The organism is Streptomyces sp. NPDC017225 (genome assembly GCF_044331465.1).
Lineage (GTDB): Bacteria > Actinomycetota > Actinomycetes > Streptomycetales > Streptomycetaceae > Streptomyces.
The window spans coordinates 59,197-75,831 of sequence record NZ_JBIRNE010000005.1 but is presented as its reverse complement, the minus strand read 5'-3'; the positions used below and the strand labels follow the sequence as shown (position 1 = coordinate 75,831).

The 16,635-nt window shown below is 73.0% G+C and carries 19 protein-coding genes and 1 pseudogene; 16 read left to right on the top strand and 4 right to left on the bottom strand.

The window, feature by feature from the left end; translation table 11 throughout:
• Positions 1-53 precede the first annotated feature (53 nt).
• The 5 genes from ACH4NX_RS13770 (at position 54) to ACH4NX_RS13750 (ending at position 4,009) form a co-directional block, all read left to right on the top strand.
• Positions 54-728: an urease accessory UreF family protein gene (locus tag ACH4NX_RS13770; RefSeq protein ID WP_351389925.1), complete on the top strand. Its 675-nt coding sequence runs from the start codon at positions 54-56 to the stop codon at positions 726-728.
• A gap of 29 nt (positions 729-757) precedes the next feature.
• The gene (ureG, locus tag ACH4NX_RS13765; RefSeq protein WP_351389928.1) at positions 758-1,456 is read left to right on the top strand and encodes an urease accessory protein UreG; all 699 of its coding nucleotides are present in this window, start codon (positions 758-760) and stop codon (positions 1,454-1,456) included.
• Positions 1,453-2,361 carry an urease accessory protein UreD gene (locus ACH4NX_RS13760; RefSeq protein WP_398129662.1) on the top strand — a complete coding sequence of 303 codons (909 nt, stop codon included), beginning with the start codon at positions 1,453-1,455 and terminating at the stop codon, positions 2,359-2,361. Before ureG ends, ACH4NX_RS13760 begins: the two co-directional genes overlap by 4 nt.
• A gap of 49 nt (positions 2,362-2,410) precedes the next feature.
• A complete protein-coding gene (locus ACH4NX_RS13755; protein ID WP_351389934.1) occupies positions 2,411-3,007 on the top strand; it encodes an isochorismatase family protein in 597 nt (198 codons plus the stop codon).
• A gap of 534 nt (positions 3,008-3,541) precedes the next feature.
• Complete coding sequence (locus tag ACH4NX_RS13750; protein WP_398129663.1) at positions 3,542-4,009, top strand: hypothetical protein; 468 nt, start codon at positions 3,542-3,544, stop codon at positions 4,007-4,009.
• A 204-nt stretch (positions 4,010-4,213) separates the two neighbouring features.
• On the opposite strand, the gene ACH4NX_RS13745 is transcribed toward ACH4NX_RS13750, so the two are convergent.
• On the bottom strand, positions 4,214-4,924 hold the full coding sequence (locus ACH4NX_RS13745; protein ID WP_351389939.1) for a GntR family transcriptional regulator: 711 nt from the start codon (positions 4,922-4,924) through the stop codon (positions 4,214-4,216).
• 141 nt (positions 4,925-5,065) lie between these two features.
• On the opposite strand from ACH4NX_RS13745, the gene ACH4NX_RS13740 reads away from it, so the two are divergent.
• Both ACH4NX_RS13740 and ACH4NX_RS13735 read left to right on the top strand, forming a co-directional pair.
• Positions 5,066-5,488 carry a VOC family protein gene (locus ACH4NX_RS13740; RefSeq protein ID WP_351389941.1) on the top strand — a complete coding sequence of 141 codons (423 nt, stop codon included), beginning with the start codon at positions 5,066-5,068 and terminating at the stop codon, positions 5,486-5,488.
• The gene (locus ACH4NX_RS13735) at positions 5,485-6,246 is read left to right on the top strand and encodes an SDR family oxidoreductase (protein WP_351389944.1); all 762 of its coding nucleotides are present in this window, start codon (positions 5,485-5,487) and stop codon (positions 6,244-6,246) included. Before ACH4NX_RS13740 ends, ACH4NX_RS13735 begins: the two co-directional genes overlap by 4 nt.
• A 355-nt stretch (positions 6,247-6,601) precedes the next feature.
• Here the strand turns inward: ACH4NX_RS13735 and ACH4NX_RS13730 are convergent, their stop codons facing one another.
• Positions 6,602-7,186: a TetR family transcriptional regulator gene (locus tag ACH4NX_RS13730; RefSeq protein WP_351389946.1), complete on the bottom strand. Its 585-nt coding sequence runs from the start codon at positions 7,184-7,186 to the stop codon at positions 6,602-6,604.
• A gap of 179 nt (positions 7,187-7,365) precedes the next feature.
• Here ACH4NX_RS13730 and ACH4NX_RS13725 point away from each other — a divergent pair, with 179 nt between their 5' ends.
• Genes ACH4NX_RS13725 through ACH4NX_RS13715 form a run of 3 tightly spaced genes read left to right on the top strand, consistent with a single transcriptional unit; the run spans position 7,366 to position 11,243 of the window.
• Positions 7,366-8,031 carry a 2Fe-2S iron-sulfur cluster-binding protein gene (locus ACH4NX_RS13725; protein ID WP_398129664.1) on the top strand — a complete coding sequence of 222 codons (666 nt, stop codon included), beginning with the start codon at positions 7,366-7,368 and terminating at the stop codon, positions 8,029-8,031.
• A 12-nt stretch (positions 8,032-8,043) separates the two neighbouring features.
• A complete protein-coding gene (locus ACH4NX_RS13720) occupies positions 8,044-9,027 on the top strand; it encodes a xanthine dehydrogenase family protein subunit M (protein WP_351389951.1) in 984 nt (327 codons plus the stop codon).
• Positions 9,024-11,243, top strand: coding sequence for a xanthine dehydrogenase family protein molybdopterin-binding subunit (locus ACH4NX_RS13715; protein WP_351389953.1), 2,220 nt, complete (start codon positions 9,024-9,026; stop codon positions 11,241-11,243). Before ACH4NX_RS13720 ends, ACH4NX_RS13715 begins: the two co-directional genes overlap by 4 nt.
• A 235-nt stretch (positions 11,244-11,478) precedes the next feature.
• On the opposite strand, the gene ACH4NX_RS13710 is transcribed toward ACH4NX_RS13715, so the two are convergent.
• A complete protein-coding gene (locus ACH4NX_RS13710) occupies positions 11,479-11,802 on the bottom strand; it encodes a hypothetical protein (RefSeq protein ID WP_398129699.1) in 324 nt (107 codons plus the stop codon).
• On the opposite strand from ACH4NX_RS13710, the gene ACH4NX_RS13705 reads away from it, so the two are divergent.
• The 4 genes and pseudogenes from ACH4NX_RS13705 to ACH4NX_RS13690 all read left to right on the top strand — a co-directional run bounded on the left by ACH4NX_RS13705 (position 11,741) and on the right by ACH4NX_RS13690 (position 13,805).
• Complete coding sequence (locus ACH4NX_RS13705; protein WP_398129696.1) at positions 11,741-12,817, top strand: alkene reductase; 1,077 nt, start codon at positions 11,741-11,743, stop codon at positions 12,815-12,817. The two genes, ACH4NX_RS13710 and ACH4NX_RS13705, sit on opposite strands and share 62 nt — an antisense overlap.
• A gap of 71 nt (positions 12,818-12,888) precedes the next feature.
• A pseudogene (locus tag ACH4NX_RS13700) lies at positions 12,889-13,107 on the top strand (GNAT family N-acetyltransferase); the annotation flags it as partial.
• A gap of 85 nt (positions 13,108-13,192) precedes the next feature.
• A complete protein-coding gene (locus ACH4NX_RS13695; RefSeq protein ID WP_398129665.1) occupies positions 13,193-13,483 on the top strand; it encodes a hypothetical protein in 291 nt (96 codons plus the stop codon).
• Positions 13,476-13,805, top strand: coding sequence for a branched-chain amino acid transporter permease (locus ACH4NX_RS13690; RefSeq protein ID WP_398129666.1), 330 nt, complete (start codon positions 13,476-13,478; stop codon positions 13,803-13,805). Before ACH4NX_RS13695 ends, ACH4NX_RS13690 begins: the two co-directional genes overlap by 8 nt.
• 162 nt (positions 13,806-13,967) lie before the next feature.
• Here the strand turns inward: ACH4NX_RS13690 and ACH4NX_RS13685 are convergent, their stop codons facing one another.
• Complete coding sequence (locus tag ACH4NX_RS13685) at positions 13,968-14,951, bottom strand: helix-turn-helix transcriptional regulator (protein WP_398129667.1); 984 nt, start codon at positions 14,949-14,951, stop codon at positions 13,968-13,970.
• Positions 14,952-15,060: 109 nt separating this feature from the next.
• On the opposite strand from ACH4NX_RS13685, the gene ACH4NX_RS13680 reads away from it, so the two are divergent.
• Positions 15,061-15,483 (top strand): VOC family protein, encoded by a 423-nt coding sequence (locus ACH4NX_RS13680; protein WP_351389969.1) that lies wholly within the window; start codon positions 15,061-15,063, stop codon positions 15,481-15,483.
• Positions 15,484-15,521: 38 nt separating this feature from the next.
• Complete coding sequence (locus ACH4NX_RS13675) at positions 15,522-16,628, top strand: winged helix DNA-binding domain-containing protein (RefSeq protein ID WP_351389971.1); 1,107 nt, start codon at positions 15,522-15,524, stop codon at positions 16,626-16,628.
• Positions 16,629-16,635 lie beyond the last annotated feature (7 nt).

The following is a 16,635-nucleotide window of genomic DNA, read 5'->3' as shown; positions in this document are numbered from 1 at the left end:
CGCCCGCGCGACCGACTCCGGCACCTCCCCGCGAAAGGCGGTCTTGCCGCCCCATGAGCCGCACTGCCCTGCTCGTCCTGGCCGACGGCCGCTTCCCCGCCGGCGGGCACGCCCATTCCGGCGGCATGGAGGCCGCCGTCGCCTCCGGCCGGGTCCACGACGCCGCAAGCCTGGAGGCGTTCTGCCGGGGGCGGCTGCACACCGCCGGACTGGTCGCGGCCGGCCTCGCCGCAGCCGCCGCCGACGGCCACGACGCCCTCGCCCTGGACGAGGCCGCCGACACCCGCACCCCCGTACCGGCACTGCGCCACGTCTCACGCCGCCTGGGCCGGCAACTGATGCGCGCGGCCCGGGCCACCTGGCCCAGCACCGACCTCGACAACCTCGCCCGCCACCGGCCCCAGGGCGCCCACCAGCCGGTCGTGCTCGGCGTCACCGCACGCGCCGCCGGACTCACTTCACTCGACGCCGCACAGGCCGCCGCCTACGAGAGCGTCGGCGGTCCGGCGACCGCCGCGGTGCGCCTGCTGAGCCTCGACCCGTTCGACGCCACCGGCGTACTGGCACGGCTCGCCGACGAACTCGACACCGTCGCCGACACCGCGGCCGACGCGGCGGGGCGGACGGTGACGGAGGGGCTCACCGCCCTTCCCGCCGCCTCCGCTCCCCTGCTGGACATCACCAGTGAGCAGCACGCCGCCTGGACCGTCCGACTCTTCGCCTCCTGAACAGCCCTGACAGTTGCCTGGAGCATCCCGTGCATCTCGACCACCCCGTGACCATGCCGCACCGCCACACCCACAGTGCCGAACCACTGCTCGCCGACGGCAGCCGCCGCGCCCTGCGCGTCGGCTTCGGCGGACCCGTCGGCTCGGGCAAGACCGCGACCGTCGCCGCGCTGTGCCGCACCCTGCGCGACCGGCTCTCCATCGCCGTGGTCACCAACGACATCTACACCCAGGAGGACGCCGCCTTCCTGCGTCGCGAGGCCGTCCTGCCACCCGAGCGGATCACCGCCGTGGAGACCGGAGCCTGCCCGCACACCGCCATCCGTGACGACATCTCCGCCAACCTCGAAGCCGTCGAGGAACTCGAACAGACCCTGCACCCGCTCGACCTGGTCCTCATCGAGTCCGGCGGAGACAACCTCACCGCCACCTTCTCCCGCGGACTCGTCGACACCCAGGTCTTCGTCATCGACGTGGCCAGCGGCGACGACATCCCCCGCAAGGGCGGCCCCGGCATCACCACCGCCGACCTCCTCGTGGTCAACAAGACCGACCTGGCCCCCTACGTCGGCGTCGACCTGGACACCATGAGGGCCGACACCCGCAAGCAGCGGGGGGACCTGCCGTACGCCTTCACCAGCCTCACCAGCACCGACGGCGTCCAGCCGGTCGCCGACTGGGTCACCGGCTGCCTCGCCGCCTGGCGCGCCGACGGATCCACCCGGTGAACGTCACCACCGCGCGGACACCGGCCGTGTTCGCTTCGCCGGCCGGCGCATCCCTCCGCGCCGATGGTGGAGCGCACGGCCGGCGCTCCGCCGAACCCTCCCCGGCACACCCGTCCGGAGTCACCGCCACCGCCCGCATCCGGGCCGCCCACAACGGCCGCGCCACGACGGTCCCCCTCCTCCACAGCGACGGTCCCTTCCACCTGCGCCGGCTACGGGCCCACGGAGAGCAGGCGCGTGTCTGCGTACTCGGCGCGATGAGCGCGCCGCTCGGCGGAGACCGGCTCGCCCTCGACATCACCGCCGAGACACGCGCCCGGCTGGAGGTGACCGGCGCAGCCGCCACCATCGCCCTGCGCGGCCCCACCACCGCACCGGCGACGTACGACGTACGGATCAGGGTGGACGACGACGCGTCCCTGCACTGGCTGCCCGAGCCCCTGATCAGTACCCGGGGCAGCACCCTGCACCAGACGTTCGCCGTCGATCTCGCCCCCACCTCCCGCCTGCTCATGCGGGAGGAACAGCTTCTGGGCCGCTCGGGGGAGGCGCCGGGCCACCTCACCACCCACCTGACCGTACGCCGCGGCGGACGACCGCTCCTCGACCAGCACACCGCCTACGGCTTCCCGGCGCCGGCGTGGGACGGCCCCGCCGTCCTCGGACCCCACCGGGCGACCGGGCAGCTCCTCCTGATCGACACGACGCTGGGCATGCCCCAGAAGCCGCACGTCATCGGCGACGACCCGGCAGAGGGACACGCCGTACTGACCCCTCTCGCCGGCCCCCAGGCCCTCATCGCCACCGCCGTCGCCCCGACACCGGCCCAGCTGCGCCACCTCTTGGACACCGCCCTCGCCTACGTCTACGAGACGCCGCGGCCCGAAGCCGAAGGCGAGCACTAGATCCGTGAACGACGTGAACGACGTGAACGCCGAACCGAAGGACAGGAACATGCAACGAGCACTGATCGTGGTGGACGTGCAGAACGACTTCTGCGAGGGCGGCAGCGTCGCCGTGGCAGGTGGCGCCGAGATCGCCGTGAAGGTGCGTGACCTGGTCGAGCGCGCGGCGGAGGCCGGGTACCAGCACGTCGTGGCAACCCGCGACCACCACATCGACCCCGGGGACCACTTCTCCGACACCCCCGACTTCAGGACGTCCTGGCCCGTGCACTGCGTGGCAGGCACCCAAGGCTCCGACTTCCACCCGGACTTCCTCCCCGCCGTACACGCCGGAGCCCTCGATGCCGTCTTCTACAAGGGGGCTTACGAGGCTGCCTACAGCGGTTTCGAAGGCGCCGCCGAAGACGGGACGGGGATGACCGCATGGCTGCGGGAACAGGGCGTCACCGCCGTGGACGTCGTCGGAATCGCCACCGACCACTGCGTGAAGGCCACCGCCCTGGACGCCACCGCAGCGGGATTCACCACCCGAGTCCTGCTGGACCTGACCGCCGGCGTGCACCACGACACGATCGAGCAGGCCCGCGACGAACTCCGGCGAGCGGGGGTCGAACTGACCGGCACGCCGGTGGTCGCGGAGGCTTAGCGACAGCGCGAGGGCACATCCAGGGCAAATGAGCCTGGAAATCAGCGTTGACCGGTGAGAACTACGGAGACCTGCTTTCGTAGGTCAGTTCGTTCTTCCCTGATATTCCCCAGGTCAGCGCCCCGCCTCGTCCAATTGCTGCACGGGTGGCAGGACTTCAGCCCCCGGCTGCATGAGGCCCCGCACCAGCCGTACTGCCTGGTGCGGGGCCGGGCCGGCAGGCCCGCCCGGCCGGACCAGGACCAGGTTGGCCCGAAGTAGCCCCTTACGGCGCCCGCTCGCTCCATATACTTCAAACGTCAATTACTAGTCCCTGGTCTGCCGACCGACCTGCCCGTTCGCCTGGGGCATCCGCACGGGCGTGCCGGCCCCGAAGCACCCGATACGGGTCGACCCCGGCCAGTGTCCCCCCACCCACGGCAGCGTCTCCCTTGCGCCGCGGCGCCGGACCCGATGGGTACCGATCGCGCCGACGCGGGGGGGTGGATCGAGTACGACGCGGCAGGCCGCAAGCCACCACAGGAAGGCAGCTACATGAAGATCAGCACCTTCGTCAGCGGCACGGCAGGCGCGGCAGCCATGGCGATGGGCGCGCTGGCCGTGGCGCCCCCGGCCTCGGCCGCCGCCCCCACCACCGCAACCGTCCAGGTGAAGTGCGGGTACTGGGGTACGGGCACGGCCACGCTCCAGGCCCAGCACAACGGCAGAGTGGCGACCGTCTCCTTCTCGACACCCGTTGTGTGGGCGTCCCACTCCACCCCGGCCAACTCGCTCCAGACGACGATGACGCTGTCCACCGCGAGCGGCAAGGAGGTCACCTTGAGCGGGAAGGCCAACCCGGCCTGGACCTTGATAGGCCAGCCCTACGCCTCCGGCCCGGTGACGGGCGCCGTCACCCCGGGTGAGGCGCTGCAGTTCACGTCGATCACGAGCACGATCGGGGGCGTCACGGTGCACTGCGACGCCATCTCACCGCAGAGCCCGGGGCCGTTCGTCTTCTGACGCGTGCACATGGGCCAAGGAGGGCTCTCTCCGCCCGTGTCGGCTGCGCTGAGCAGGGTGGTGCAGCAAAGTGGCCGACGTACGAATGGCCGCCCCGTCACCGCTCGGCCGGTCCGACGCGGTGGCGGGGTGATCGCGGCGTGCGCAAGGGCTCGAGGGCTCGGGTGTCACCCCTCACCACATCACGGGGTGCCGCACGCACGCTTATGAGAGATTCCGCGTCTCGGCGCTTGCCGTCACGTCAGGGGCCGGCAAGCCGGCCAGCAGGCTGCGCCGGGCGGAGTCCACATGTTCCTCGGCCCGGCGTGCCAGTGTCCGGCTGTCGCCCGAACGCAGGAGAGCGGCAAGTTCCCGGTGCTCGTCGAGCACGCGCGCACGGTAGTGGTCGTAGGCCGCGTCGACGCGGCGCAGCTGGAACAGGTGCAGCTGGGAGCGGATGGCCTGCCACGCGGTGGTGAGCCTGCCGTTTCCGGCGGCACCGTAGATCTGGTCGTGGAAGGCGATGTCCAGTGCCACCAGTCGGTGTGCGTCGCTGCCACCGGCGATCTCGGTCGCCATCTCGTCCACCAGCCGATCCAGCCCGATCAGGTGCTCCGCGGTCGCGGCTCGCCGGGCGGTGGTCGCGGCCAGGCGGTCCAGTGCGGCCCGGAGCGCGTAGACCTCCTGGACGTCCTCGGCCGTCACCTCGATGACGGTGGTACCGCGGTGCCAGCCCCCGCGTACCAGCCCTTCCCGCTCCAGCCGGGCCAGCCCTTCCCGGACCGAGCCGCGGCTGACCCCGAGGCGTTCGGCCAGCTCCACTTCGCGCAGTGCGGCTCCGGGCGGGAAATGGCCGGAGAGGATGGCCGCGCGCACCAGGTCGGCGGCCTCGTCAGCCAGCCCGCGCCGGGCTGCCTTCGGCAGTGCAGATGACATGGACCCAATGTTGACATCCGGACAAGCGGGGAGACCAGTCCAGGTCCGAAGGCGGGGCTCGGCGCACAGTGTCCCAATGTTGACATTGCGACATCGTGTCGGTCACGCTGCTCGGACGCCGAGCTCGACGGAGGGATCCCGATGTCTCACCGACCCGCTGTTCACCTGGCCGTTCCGGTCGACGACCTGGTGGCCGCCCGTAGCTTCTACGGACAGGTACTGGGCCTGCCCGAGGGGCGCAGCACCGACCACTGGGTGGACTGGGACCTCGAAGGCCACCAGTTGGTGACCCACCTGGTGGCGGTCGCGCCGCAGCCGGCCGGTACCAGCGTGGTGGGGCAGCACCGGGTGCCGATCCCGCACTTCGGGCTGCTGCTGGAGGAACAGCACTTCCACCGGTTCGCCGAGCGGCTGCGGGCCGCCGGGGTGAGGTTCGACATCGAGCCGCACCTGCGCTTCCCCGGCGAGCCCGGTGAGCAGTGGACCATGTTCTTCCGTGACCCCGCGGGCAACGCCCTGGAGTTCAAGTCCTTCCGTGACGAGTCGATGGTGTTCGCCCGATGAGGGGCGTGCTGGTCACCGGAGGATCTCGGGGTATCGGCCGCGCCGTCGCGACGGCCTTCGCGGCCGGCGGCGACCGGGTCGCGGTGCAGTACGTCGGTCGCCGTGCGGACGCCGAACAAACCCTGCGGGAACTGCCCGGCACCGGACACACACTGCTCCAGGCCGACCTGGGCGAGCCCGGCGCGGCCGAGCGGGTCGTGGCCGAGGCGGTGGCCGCGCTCGGCACGGTGAACGTGCTGGTGAACAACGCGGCCGTGGCACCCGCGGCGGACACCCGGCACCCGATCACCGAGGCCCCGCTGGCACACTGGCAGCAGGTCTGGCGGCGGATGGTGGACGTCAACCTCCTGGGCGCGGCCGACTTGTGCTGGGCTACGGCCCGTCACCTCGTCGATCGGGGCTCCGGCGGTGCGATCGTGAACGTCGGCTCGCGCGGCGCGTTCCGGGGAGAACCGGATTTCCCCGCCTACGGGGCGACCAAGGCGGCGCTGCACGCCCTCGGCCAGTCACTGGCCGTGGCACTGGCCCCGCACGGCATCGCGGTCACCTCGGTCGCGCCCGGGTTCGTGGCCACCGAACGGCAGACGGCGAAGCTGTCCGGCCCCGAGGGCGAGCGCCTACGCGCGGAGAGCCCGTTCGGGCGGGTCGGCACCCCGGAGGAGATCGCCGCCACCGTGCATTTCCTCGCGTCCCCGGCCGCCGCATGGGCCTCCGGCACCATCGTCGACCTCAACGGCGCCTCCCACCTGCGCACCTGACCCTGGTCACCGTGGCCTCCTGCCCGCGGGAGCGGATGGTCTCTTCGACCGGGCGACCGGGCGACCGGGCGACCGGATGGCCGGGTGACCGGCTGTCCTGCGCCCGGTCACGACGTGCGTGCGGGCCATCGCGCGCGCCAGACCCCGTAGGCGGTTGACACCGACGGCCGGCACAAGGGTCCAGGCGGAGGCGTTGGCGACGGCGAGTGGACCAGGACGCCGAAGCAGGAGAACCCGATCGCCCCGCGCACGTCCCCGGCGCGGCCACCACGCCCGGTCGCCTCGTCCGGGCGCCTCGTCCGGGGCGTCGGCGCCGTCCGGCACGGGTCGTCGCCGTGCCTGCCGGACGCGTGCCTCAGCCGGAGCCCCGCACCGCCGCGAGGCACTGGTCGTAGAGGTCTGCCAGGTCGAGCTGTCCGTCGTGTCTGACGAACAGCTCGGTCGCCGTGTCGGCACAGGCGAAGACCGTCGCGATGATCGCCTTGGCACGCGGGTCGGGGGCCGGGCCGGGGGCGGTCCCCAGCCGCGCCTGGACGACCGGGACGAGCGCGGCCTGCCAGCGCAGTCGTTTCTCGAGGTAGCGGGCGTGCAGGGCGGGGGTGTCGAAGATGAGACGGGAGAGCTCCAACGCCTGCTCGGGAGTGTGGTTGGCGGTCAGGAGGAGCTCGAAGCCGGCGCGCAGGGCGTCCCACGGGGAGACCTCGGCGGGCTGCTGCTCGACGGTCCGCGTCAGCAGTTCGCCCAGCGCGTCCTGATCCCCGCAGACCATGTCCTCCTTGGTACCGAAGTAGCGGAACAGGGAACGCTGCGAGATCCCCGCCTCCCGGGCGATCTGCGCGATCGTCGTCTGCTCGTAACCCTGCTCGGCGAACAGGCGAAGCGCCGTTTCCAAGATCGCCTCGACGGCGACTTGTCGCGAGCGATCCCACAAGGTCGTCATGGACATCAGGCTATCGCCCCTGGACAGGAGCCGCCCGTATGGCATTAACTGCCAGGAAGGCAGCTACTGAGAGTAGGGCACCAAGTGGCAGCCCATGGGCCAGGCCGACGCGCACTCGGTCCGCGTGCCCGCCCCCGCACGGCCCGCCATCACCCCATCGCCGAGCCGAAGGCGCACACATGTCCACTGAGCCCCCCGAGCGCACCGAGCCCACCGAGCCCACCGAGCCCACCGCTCCTCCCTCCGACGAGTTACCGCCGTCCCGGCGCACGTTCATCGCGACGACCACCGCGGTGGGGAGTGCCGTCGCCGTCGGAGGCCTGGCCGCGGGCACGCCCGCGTTCGGCGCGGCACCGGCTGTCGCCGACGGGCCGCCCGGCGGTCGGCTCTCGCTGACGGTCAACGGCGAGCGGCACACCGTCACGATCGACAACCGGACCTCGCTGCTGGACCTGCTGCGCGAGCATCTCGGTCTGACCGGCTCCAAGAAGGGCTGTGACGCCGGTGCCTGCGGGGCGTGCACGGTCCTGGTCGACGGCCGCCGCGTCAACGCGTGTCTGACGCTGGCGATACGCCTGGAAGGCGCCGAGGTCACCACCATCGAGGGCCTGGCACCGGGCCCGGACGACGAACTTCACCCGCTGCAGCACGCGTTCATCGAGCAGGACGCCTTCCAGTGCGGCTTCTGCACCTCCGGCCAGATCATGTCCGGCATCGGATGCATCCGGGAAGGCCACAGCGGCTCCGCGGAGGAGATCCGGGAGTGGATGAGCGGCAACATCTGCCGCTGCGGCTGCTACGTCAAGATCGTCAAGGCGCTTCAGCAGACCGCACACGGGAATTGAGGTCCGGCCACCATGCACCCCTTCTCCTACACCAGGGCGTCCGACACCCGAAGCGCGCTGGCCGCCGGGCGGCGCGGCGGCCGGTACGTCGCCGGCGGCACCACCCTGGTCGACCTGATGCGCGAGACCGTCGAGCGCCCCCGCACGCTGGTCGACATCGGCGACCTGCCGCTGCGCGGGATCACCGGCACCGAAGACGGCGGACTGCGCATCGGCGCCCTGGTGCGGATGGCCGAGGCCGCCGCCCACCCCGAGGTGCGCACCGCCTACCCCGTCGTCTCGCAGGCACTGGAGCTCAGCGCCTCCCCGCAGCTGCGGAACATGGCCACCATCGGCGGCAACATCATGCAGCGCACCCGTTGCACGTACTTCCGCGACGTGAGCGCCGCGTGCAACAAGCGCGCCCCCGGCTCGGGATGCGCGGCACGGGACGGCTTCAACCGTACGCACGCCATCCTCGGCACCTCCGGCCACTGCGTGGCCACCCACCCCTCCGACGTCGCCGTGGCCTTCACGGCCCTGGAGGCGACCGTGAGCCTGCTCGGCCCGGACGGGAGCGAGCGCGGCGTGCGTCTCGCCGACTTCCTCCTGCGGCCCGGCAGCACCCCCGACCGCGAGCACGCCCTCCGGCCGGGCGAACTGATCACGGCAGTGGAGATCCCGGCCCATCCCCGCCCGCTCGGATCGGGCTACCTGAAGGTCCGCGACCGGCAGTCGTACGAGTTCGCCCTCACCTCCGCGGCCGTCGCTCTGCACGTCCGCCGCGGGGTGATCCGGGAGGCGAGGGTCGCCGCCGGTGGCGTCGGCACCGTCCCGTGGAGACTCCCCGCCGTCGAGCGGCACCTCGTCGGCGAACGGCCCTCGAACGCCCTGTGGACCGAGGCCGCCGGGCGGGCGGCCGAGGGAGCCCGCCCGCTGGAGCACAACCGCTTCAAGACCGAACTGCTCACACGCACCGTCGAACGCCAGCTCCGCGTCGTGGGAGGTACCAGGTGAGCCGCCAGCCGCAGGCAGCCGTCGGGGCACCGCTCTCCCGGGTGGACGGGCGGCTGAAGGTCACCGGCAGGGCCGACTACACCGCCGACCACGACGTCAGGGGCGTGGTCCACGCGGTCGTCGTGGACAGCACCGTCGCCCTCGGCCGCATCACCGCCGTCGACACCCGCGCCGCCCTCGCCCAGCCCGGTGTCCTGGGGGTGATCAGTCATCTCAACGCGCCCACGCTGGCGTACCGCGACAATCCCGGGGCGGCCATGGACCCACCGGTCGGCGAACGGCTGCACGTCTTCCAGGACGACCGGGTCCGCTTCTTCGGGCAGCCCGTCGCCGTGGTCGTGGCCCGGACGCTGGAGGCCGCGCAGCACGCCGCCGACCGGGTGAAGGTCTCGTACAGGGCGGAGAAGCCCTCGACCGACCTGACGGCGCCCGGCCTCCCGGTCAACGACCCCCTGCCGCGGCAGGACTACGAGCGCGGCGATCCGGAGGAGGCGCTGGCCGCCGCGGACGTGCGGCTGGAGCCGGCCTACCGGCTCGGCCGCATCCACCACAACGCCATGGAGCCGCACGCCACCATCGCCCGCTGGGACGGCGACAGGCTCACCGTCTGGGAGAAGACCCAGTGGGTGCAGGGGGCGCAGGGCGAACTCGCCGCCGTGTTCGGCATCCCGCCGGAATCGGTGCGTGTCATCTCGCCCTTCGTCGGCGGCGCGTTCGGCAACTCCGTGCGGGTCTGGCCGCACTCCGCCATCGCGGCCCTCGCCGCCCGCGAGACCGGGCGCCCGGTGAAGCTCGTACTGACCCGCGAGCAGCTGTACTACGGGGTCGGCTACCGGCCCGCCTACGAGTACACGCTGCGCCTGGGCAGCGACCGGAGCGGGAGGCTGGCCGCGATGGTCCACGGCATAAGGGCCGAGACGTCCGCGTACGAGCAGTTCCTGGAGAGCACGGTGACCGCGGGCCGGATGCTCTACGCCACGCCCCACGTCCGCCAGGCGTACCGGACCGTGCCGCTGGACGTGAACACGCCGACCTACATGCGCGGCCCCGGCTACGCGACCGCCGCGTTCGCCATCGAGTCGGCCCTGGACGAACTCGCCCACGAACTGGGCATCGACCCGATCGAGCTGCGGCTGCGCAACGAGCCGCGGGAGGACCCCTCCAACGGGCTGCCGTTCTCCACCCGGCGGCTGCGCGAGTGCCTCCGGGTGGGCGCCGACCGGTTCGGCTGGGACCGGCGCGACGCCGCGCCGCGCTCCACCCGCGACGGCGACTGGCTGATCGGTACCGGCGTGGCCGTCGGCTGCTACGACACCCTGCGGCTCGGGGCTCAGGCCCGGGTCAGGCTGGATGCCGACGGCACGGCCCTGGTGGAGTCCGCGTCCAGTGACATGGGCCCCGGCACCTACACCTCGATGACCCAGCTCGCCGCGGACGCGCTCGGCCTGAGCATGCGCAAGGTGACCTTCCGGCTGGGCGACTCCCTCATGCCGCCCTCCCCGCCCCACGCCGGCTCCCTCACCATGGCCAGCGTCGGCTCCGCCGTCCAGGGCGGTTGCGACGAGCTGCGGCGGCAGGCGATCGCGCTGGCCGTCGAGGACGAGGGCTCGCCCCTGTACGGCGTCGACGCCGACGACGTCGTCGTCCTCGGCGGCCGGCTGCGGGTACGTGGCAACCCGGCGCGCACGGAGACCTACGGGCAGCTCCTGGCCCGCAACGGCCGCGGCCACCTGGAGGCCCTCGGCTCCTTCACCCCGCCCTCGGGACCGGCGCGGTCCTCCCTGTACGCCTTCGGGGCGACGTTCGCCGAGGTCGCCGTCGACGCCCGTCTGGGCCTGGCGCGGATCCGGCGGATGCTCGGCGTCTACGACGCGGGGCGCATCATCAGCCCCAAGCTCGCCGAGAGCCAGGCCCTGGGCGCCATGGTCGGAGGCATCGGCCAGAGCCTGCTGGAGCACACGGTCACCGACCACCGCGACGGCCGGATCGTCAACGCCGGCCTGGCCGACTACCTCGTTCCCGTCAACGCCGACGTCCCCGACCTGCGGGCGGTCTACCTCGACAACGGGGAGGACCTCGATGCCGCCCCCATCGGCGTCAAGGGCCTCGGCGAGGTCGTCGCCGTCGGCGTGGCACCCGCCATCGGCAACGCCGTCTTCCACGCCACCGGCCGCCGCGTGCGCGAACTGCCCATCACCGTCGAAGCCCTGCTCTGAGCGGAGGCCGCCCGACGGACTCGTCGGCCTCCGCCGGCCCGGATCGGCCGAGGCTCGGCCACCCCGGACCGGCGGAGGCACGGCCGCCCCGGACCGGCGGAGGCACGGGCGCCTCAGGCCGACAGCCGCACGGCCACTCCAGACCGGACGCACGGCGACCCCGGACCGGCGGACGCACGGGCGCCCGGCGCTCGACGCGGGCCGACGGGCCGCCGGGCCGCGGTCGGCCGCCCGCTCAGGGGCCGCCGGTCCGGCCCACCCGTGCCTGACGCACGGAGGAGTCCCGGCTCACCGCCGGTTCGTCCGCGGCGGGGGCCGGGGGCGGCAGGGTCTCGCGGTGGGACCGGGCCACGGCCACCATGCTGTCGAGGGTGTCCCGGGCCCGCTGGAGGTCGTCGATCTGCGCCGTGATGCGCTCGTGTTCGCGGGCCATCCGTTCCAGCGTGGCGTCGGAGTTGTGCTTGCTCGGGGTGTCGCGGCACGGCATGAGTTCGGCGATGGTGCCGCTGGAGAGGTTGGCCGCGTACAGCCCCTGGACGTTGCCCAACCGGACCGTCATGGCCCCCATGAGCCGCGTCCGGGCCGCCGCCGGCGGTCTGGCCACGCCCTCCATGGCCACCTACTACGCACAGCGCGCCACGGCCGGACTGATCATCACGGAAGGCGTCCAGCCCAGCCTCGTCGGACAGTCCAACCCGGGCACGCCCGGCCTGCACACCGACGAGCAGGCGGACTCCTGGCGGCAGGTGACCGACGCGGTCCACACCAACGGCGGACGCGTCTTCGCCCAGATCATGCACGGCGGCCGGATCTCGCACCACGAGACCACCGGCCTCCAGCCGGTCGGACCGTCGGCCGTGCCCGGCGAGGGCAACGTGTTCACCCCGAGCGGCCCGCAGCCGGCACCCGTACCGCGGGCCCTGGAGACCCACGAGATCCCCGAGCACATCCGGTCCCACGTCGACGCCGCCCCCCGCGCCGTCGACGCGGGCTTCGACGGCGTCGAACTGCACGGCGCCAACGGCTACCTGATCTCCCAGTTCCTGTCGTCCAACGCCAACCTGCGCGACGACCGCTACGGCGGCTCGATCACCAACCGGATCCGCTTCGCCGTCGAGACGGTCGCCGCCACCGTCGAGTCCGTGGGCGCGGCCCGCACCGGCATCCGCCTGTCGCCGGGCGGCGGCATCTGGGGGGTGACCGAGGACGACGCGGCCGAGCTGAACACCGCTCTGCTGACGGAACTGGCCCGCTTCGACCTGGCATACGTCCACCTGGAGGCCACCACCGACGAGGACATACTCCTGCGCCTGCGCGAGACCTGGCCCGGCACCCTGATCGTCAACCCCACCGTGCCCGGCGGCCCGAAGCAGACCGGGAGGACGGAAGCCGACCACTGGCTGGACCTGGGCGCCGACCTGATCGCCTTCGGCCGCGGCTTCCTCGCCAACCCCGACCTGGTCGAACGCCTGCGCTCCGGCCTGCCCCTCGCACCCGTCGACGAGAACACCTTTTACCAGGGCGGCGACGCCGGATACCTCACCTACCCGACCTACCAGCACACCGCCGCCTGACCGGGTCCACCGGGACCTCCGGGTCCCGGTCGGTGTTCCAACCCCCTTCACCCGGAGGCAAGATGGGGCGCATGACTCTGGCCACTCCCGTACTGCGGACCGAGCGCCTGCGACTGCGCCCCTTCACCGACGCCGACGCGGACCTCCTCTTCGCGCTCCACAGCAGCACCTACGTGATGCGCTACTGGGACTCCCCGCCGTGGACCGAACCGGCGCGCGCCGAGCGCTTCCTCGCGGCCTGCCGGACGATGGCGGAGGAAGGCACCGGGGCGCGGGTGGCCATCGACCGCGCTCACCGACGAGGCGTACGCCCTGACCGCCACCGAGCAGGCCCGCACCTGGCCGAGCGCGCGCATCCTGTGGCTGCAGTTCTACATGCACCTGTACTGGGCGGCGAGCGCCACCGCCGGGGCCCTGGCCGGTTCCCTCGTCCCCGACGGCGTCACCGGCCTGGACTTCGCCCTGACCGCCCTGTTCACCGTTCTCGCCCTGGACGCCGTCCGCGGCCTGCGCGGCGACCTGCCCACCCCGGTCCTCGCCCTCCTGTGTGCCCTGGCCGCCCGGCTGCTCTTTCCCGGCCAGATGCTCCTCGCCGCGTTCGCCCTCTTCACCGCCGGGCTCCTGGCCCGCCACCTCGCCACCGGCAGGAAGCCCACCCATGTCTGACACCGGCTACGCCGTCGCCGCGATCCTCGTCGCCGCCGGCGTCACCTGGGCCCTGCGCGCCCTGCCGTTCGCCGCCCTGGCCCCACTGCGGGCCAGCCCCACCGTGCGGTACCTCAGCACCCGCATGCCCGCCGGCGTGATGGTGATCCTGGTCGTCTACTGCCTGCGTGAGCTGCCGGTCACCCAGCCGCGCGCCGTGGCCCCGCCGGCCGCCCTGGCCGTGACCGTCGGCCTCCACCTGTGGCGGCGCAACGCCCTGCTGAGCATCCTCGGCGGCACAGCCGTCCACGTGGCCCTGGCCAGCGCGGTGTTCGCGCACTGAGAGCCGGCCGTCGGTGTCCCAGCAGGCCCGCGGTCCGGCGCGGGAACCGGGCGTGCGGCTGTTCACCCGCACACCGACCGGACCGGCGCCCACCGTGGCCGGCCGCGCGTTCCCGCGGGAGCCTTCAGGAGGCTCGGGAGACTCACGAGGCCCGGGGAAGCCCTATGGCGTCCCGGTCGTGCCCGCGGCGTCGGCGCAGCGCGCGGCGAGTTCCGCGAAGGCGCTGGTCAGTTGTGGCGGGCCGACGACCTCGATGCCGGTGTCGAAGCGGCAGACCGCGGCGGCCAGACCGGTCCACGACCAGGAACCGAGCGTCAGGCGACATCGGTCCGGGCCGAGTTCTTCGACGACCCCGTCCTGCGCGAAGGGCGCCACGCTCCGCGCGGGGAGGTCGAGGAGGACCTCTCCACGGCAGGGCCAGTCGGCGGTGGAGCCGTCGGTGCCCCGGAAGCGGCCGGTGACGAACGCGGCCACGTCCTCGCCGGGAAGGTCGCGCGGGGTGAAGCGCGGGCCGGTGGGGATGCGGGGACGTACGCGGTCGACACGGAAGGTGCGCCAGTCGTCACGGTCCAGGTCCCAGGCGATCAGATACCAGTGACCCCGCCAGCTGACGAGGCGGTGCGGCTGCGTCCGCCGGGGCCGCCGGTCCGGGCCGGCGGAGTCGCTCCCGTAGTCGAAGCGCAGTTCCTCGCGGGCGTGGACGACGCGGCTCAGCTCCATGAGGAGCCGTGTGCCGGCCGGGGACGTGTCGCCGGTCCCGGGTGACGGGACCGCGGTGACCCGGAGCGTGTCGATCCGCCGGCGCAGGCGGGGCGGCATGACCTGGCGGACGGTGGCCAGGGCCCGTGCGGCGTCCTCGCCGATCGGGCCGTCGGCGACCGCGCACTGGAGGGCCAGCGCCAGGGCGACGGCCTGGCCGTCGTCGAACAGCAGCGGGGGCAACTGCGAGCCGGCGTCCAGGCGGTAGCCGCCGGAGGGGCCCTTGAAAGCACGGACCGGGTAGCCGAGTTCCCGCAGGCGGCCGATGTCGCGGCGCACGGTGCGCGGGGTGATGTCGAGCCGCTCGGCGAGGTCGTCACCGGACCAGTCGCGGTGCGTCTGGAGCAGGGAGAGCAGTGACAGCAACCGCGAGGACGTCTTCCGCATGCCGGCCAGTGTGCCCGCGGTACAGGACACAACCTGTCCGCTATCCCTGGAACGGTGGGCCCACGAGCCGCCGAGAGCAGGCGGGCCGACGGAGAACAAGGAGACGACCATGTCCGTCACGACCACCACCCACCTGAACTTCCGGGGCGACGCACGCGCGGCGCTGGACCACTACGGGTCCGTCTTCGGCGGTCGCGTCACCGCCGTCACCTACAAGGACACGGGCAACGTGCCCAACGAGAACGAAGCGGACTGGGTGGTGTGGGGCGAGGTCGCGAACGCCGACGGCTTCCACGTCATGGCGTACGACGTGCCCTCCCACCTGCCCTGGGAGCAGGGCGACAGCTCGTTCTTCGTCTCCGTGCGCGGTGACGACCCGGAGGAGATCGGTGCCCTCTGGCAGAAGCTGGCGGAGGGGTCGACGGTGGTGCAGCCTCTGGCGCCGTCGCAGTGGGCCCCGCTGTACGGCATGCTCACCGACCGTTTCGGCGTGACCTGGGTACTGGACGTGACGGCCCCGTACAACGGCTGATCCCCTCCCCGACCCGTCCGACCCACCGGTAAGGGGCCATGACCGTCCTCAGCGCACGCGCTCTCAACCGCGCCACCCTCGCCCGCCAGTACCTGCTCGAACGCACCGGCACGCCGGTCCGGGAGGCGGTGGCACATCTGTGCGGCCTGCAGGCCCAGGAACCGCAGGAGCCCTTCACCGGACTGTGGTCGAGACTGCACGCCTTCACGCCCGACCGGCTCGACCGGGCACTGACGGACCGGCACGTCGTACGCACCCACCTGATGCGCCGCACCGTCCACCTGGTCACCGGTGACGACGCACTCGCCTGGCGGTCCCGACACGACGCCATGCTGCGCCAGCGCGTGCTGGCCACCTACCGGCGCGAACTCGCCGGCATCGACCTCGGCGAAGTCGCCGCGGCCGGCCGGGCGGTCATGGCCGACCACCGGCCCCGCACGATGACCGAGCTGGTACGAGAGGTCCAGGACCGCCGGCCCGGCCCACCGCGCCGCGCCCTGGGCGAACTCCTCGTCGCCGCCCTCGTCCCGATGGCCCAGCTTCCCCCGCGCGGGCTGTGGCAGAAGAAGGCAGGCGTACGGAACCTGCCCCTGGCCACCTGGCTCGGACGCGATCCCGCCCCGCTGCCCGACGGCGCCGACGACCCGGTCGGACAGCGGCTCGTGCGCCGTTACCTCGCCGCCTACGGGCCCGCCGCCACCGCGGACATCCGCGCCTGGAGCGGCCTGGCCGGCCTGCCCGCCGCGGTCGAGGCCCTCCGGGACGAGCTGGTCGTCTTCCGCGACGAACGCGGCCGGAAACTGCTCGACCTGCCCGACGCGCCACGCCCGTCCCCGGACACGCCCGCCCCCGTCCGGTTCCTCCCCGCCTTCGACAACGCGATCCTCGGCTACCACGACCGCGGCCGCGTCATCGACGACGCCCACCTCGGCCTGTCCGTCGCGGGCCTGCGCGCCGTACTCGTCGACGGACGCGTCGCCGCCACCTGGACCACGCACGAACGACGGCTCCGCGTGACGCCCCTGCGGCCCCTCTCCTCCCGGGAGCGGGAGGCCGTCGGGGAAGAGGCCGGGAACCTGGCCGCCTTCCTGGATCAGGACATCGACGAGGTGGAGATCACGGCCCCCGCCGTCACCGTCGGCTGAGCACGAA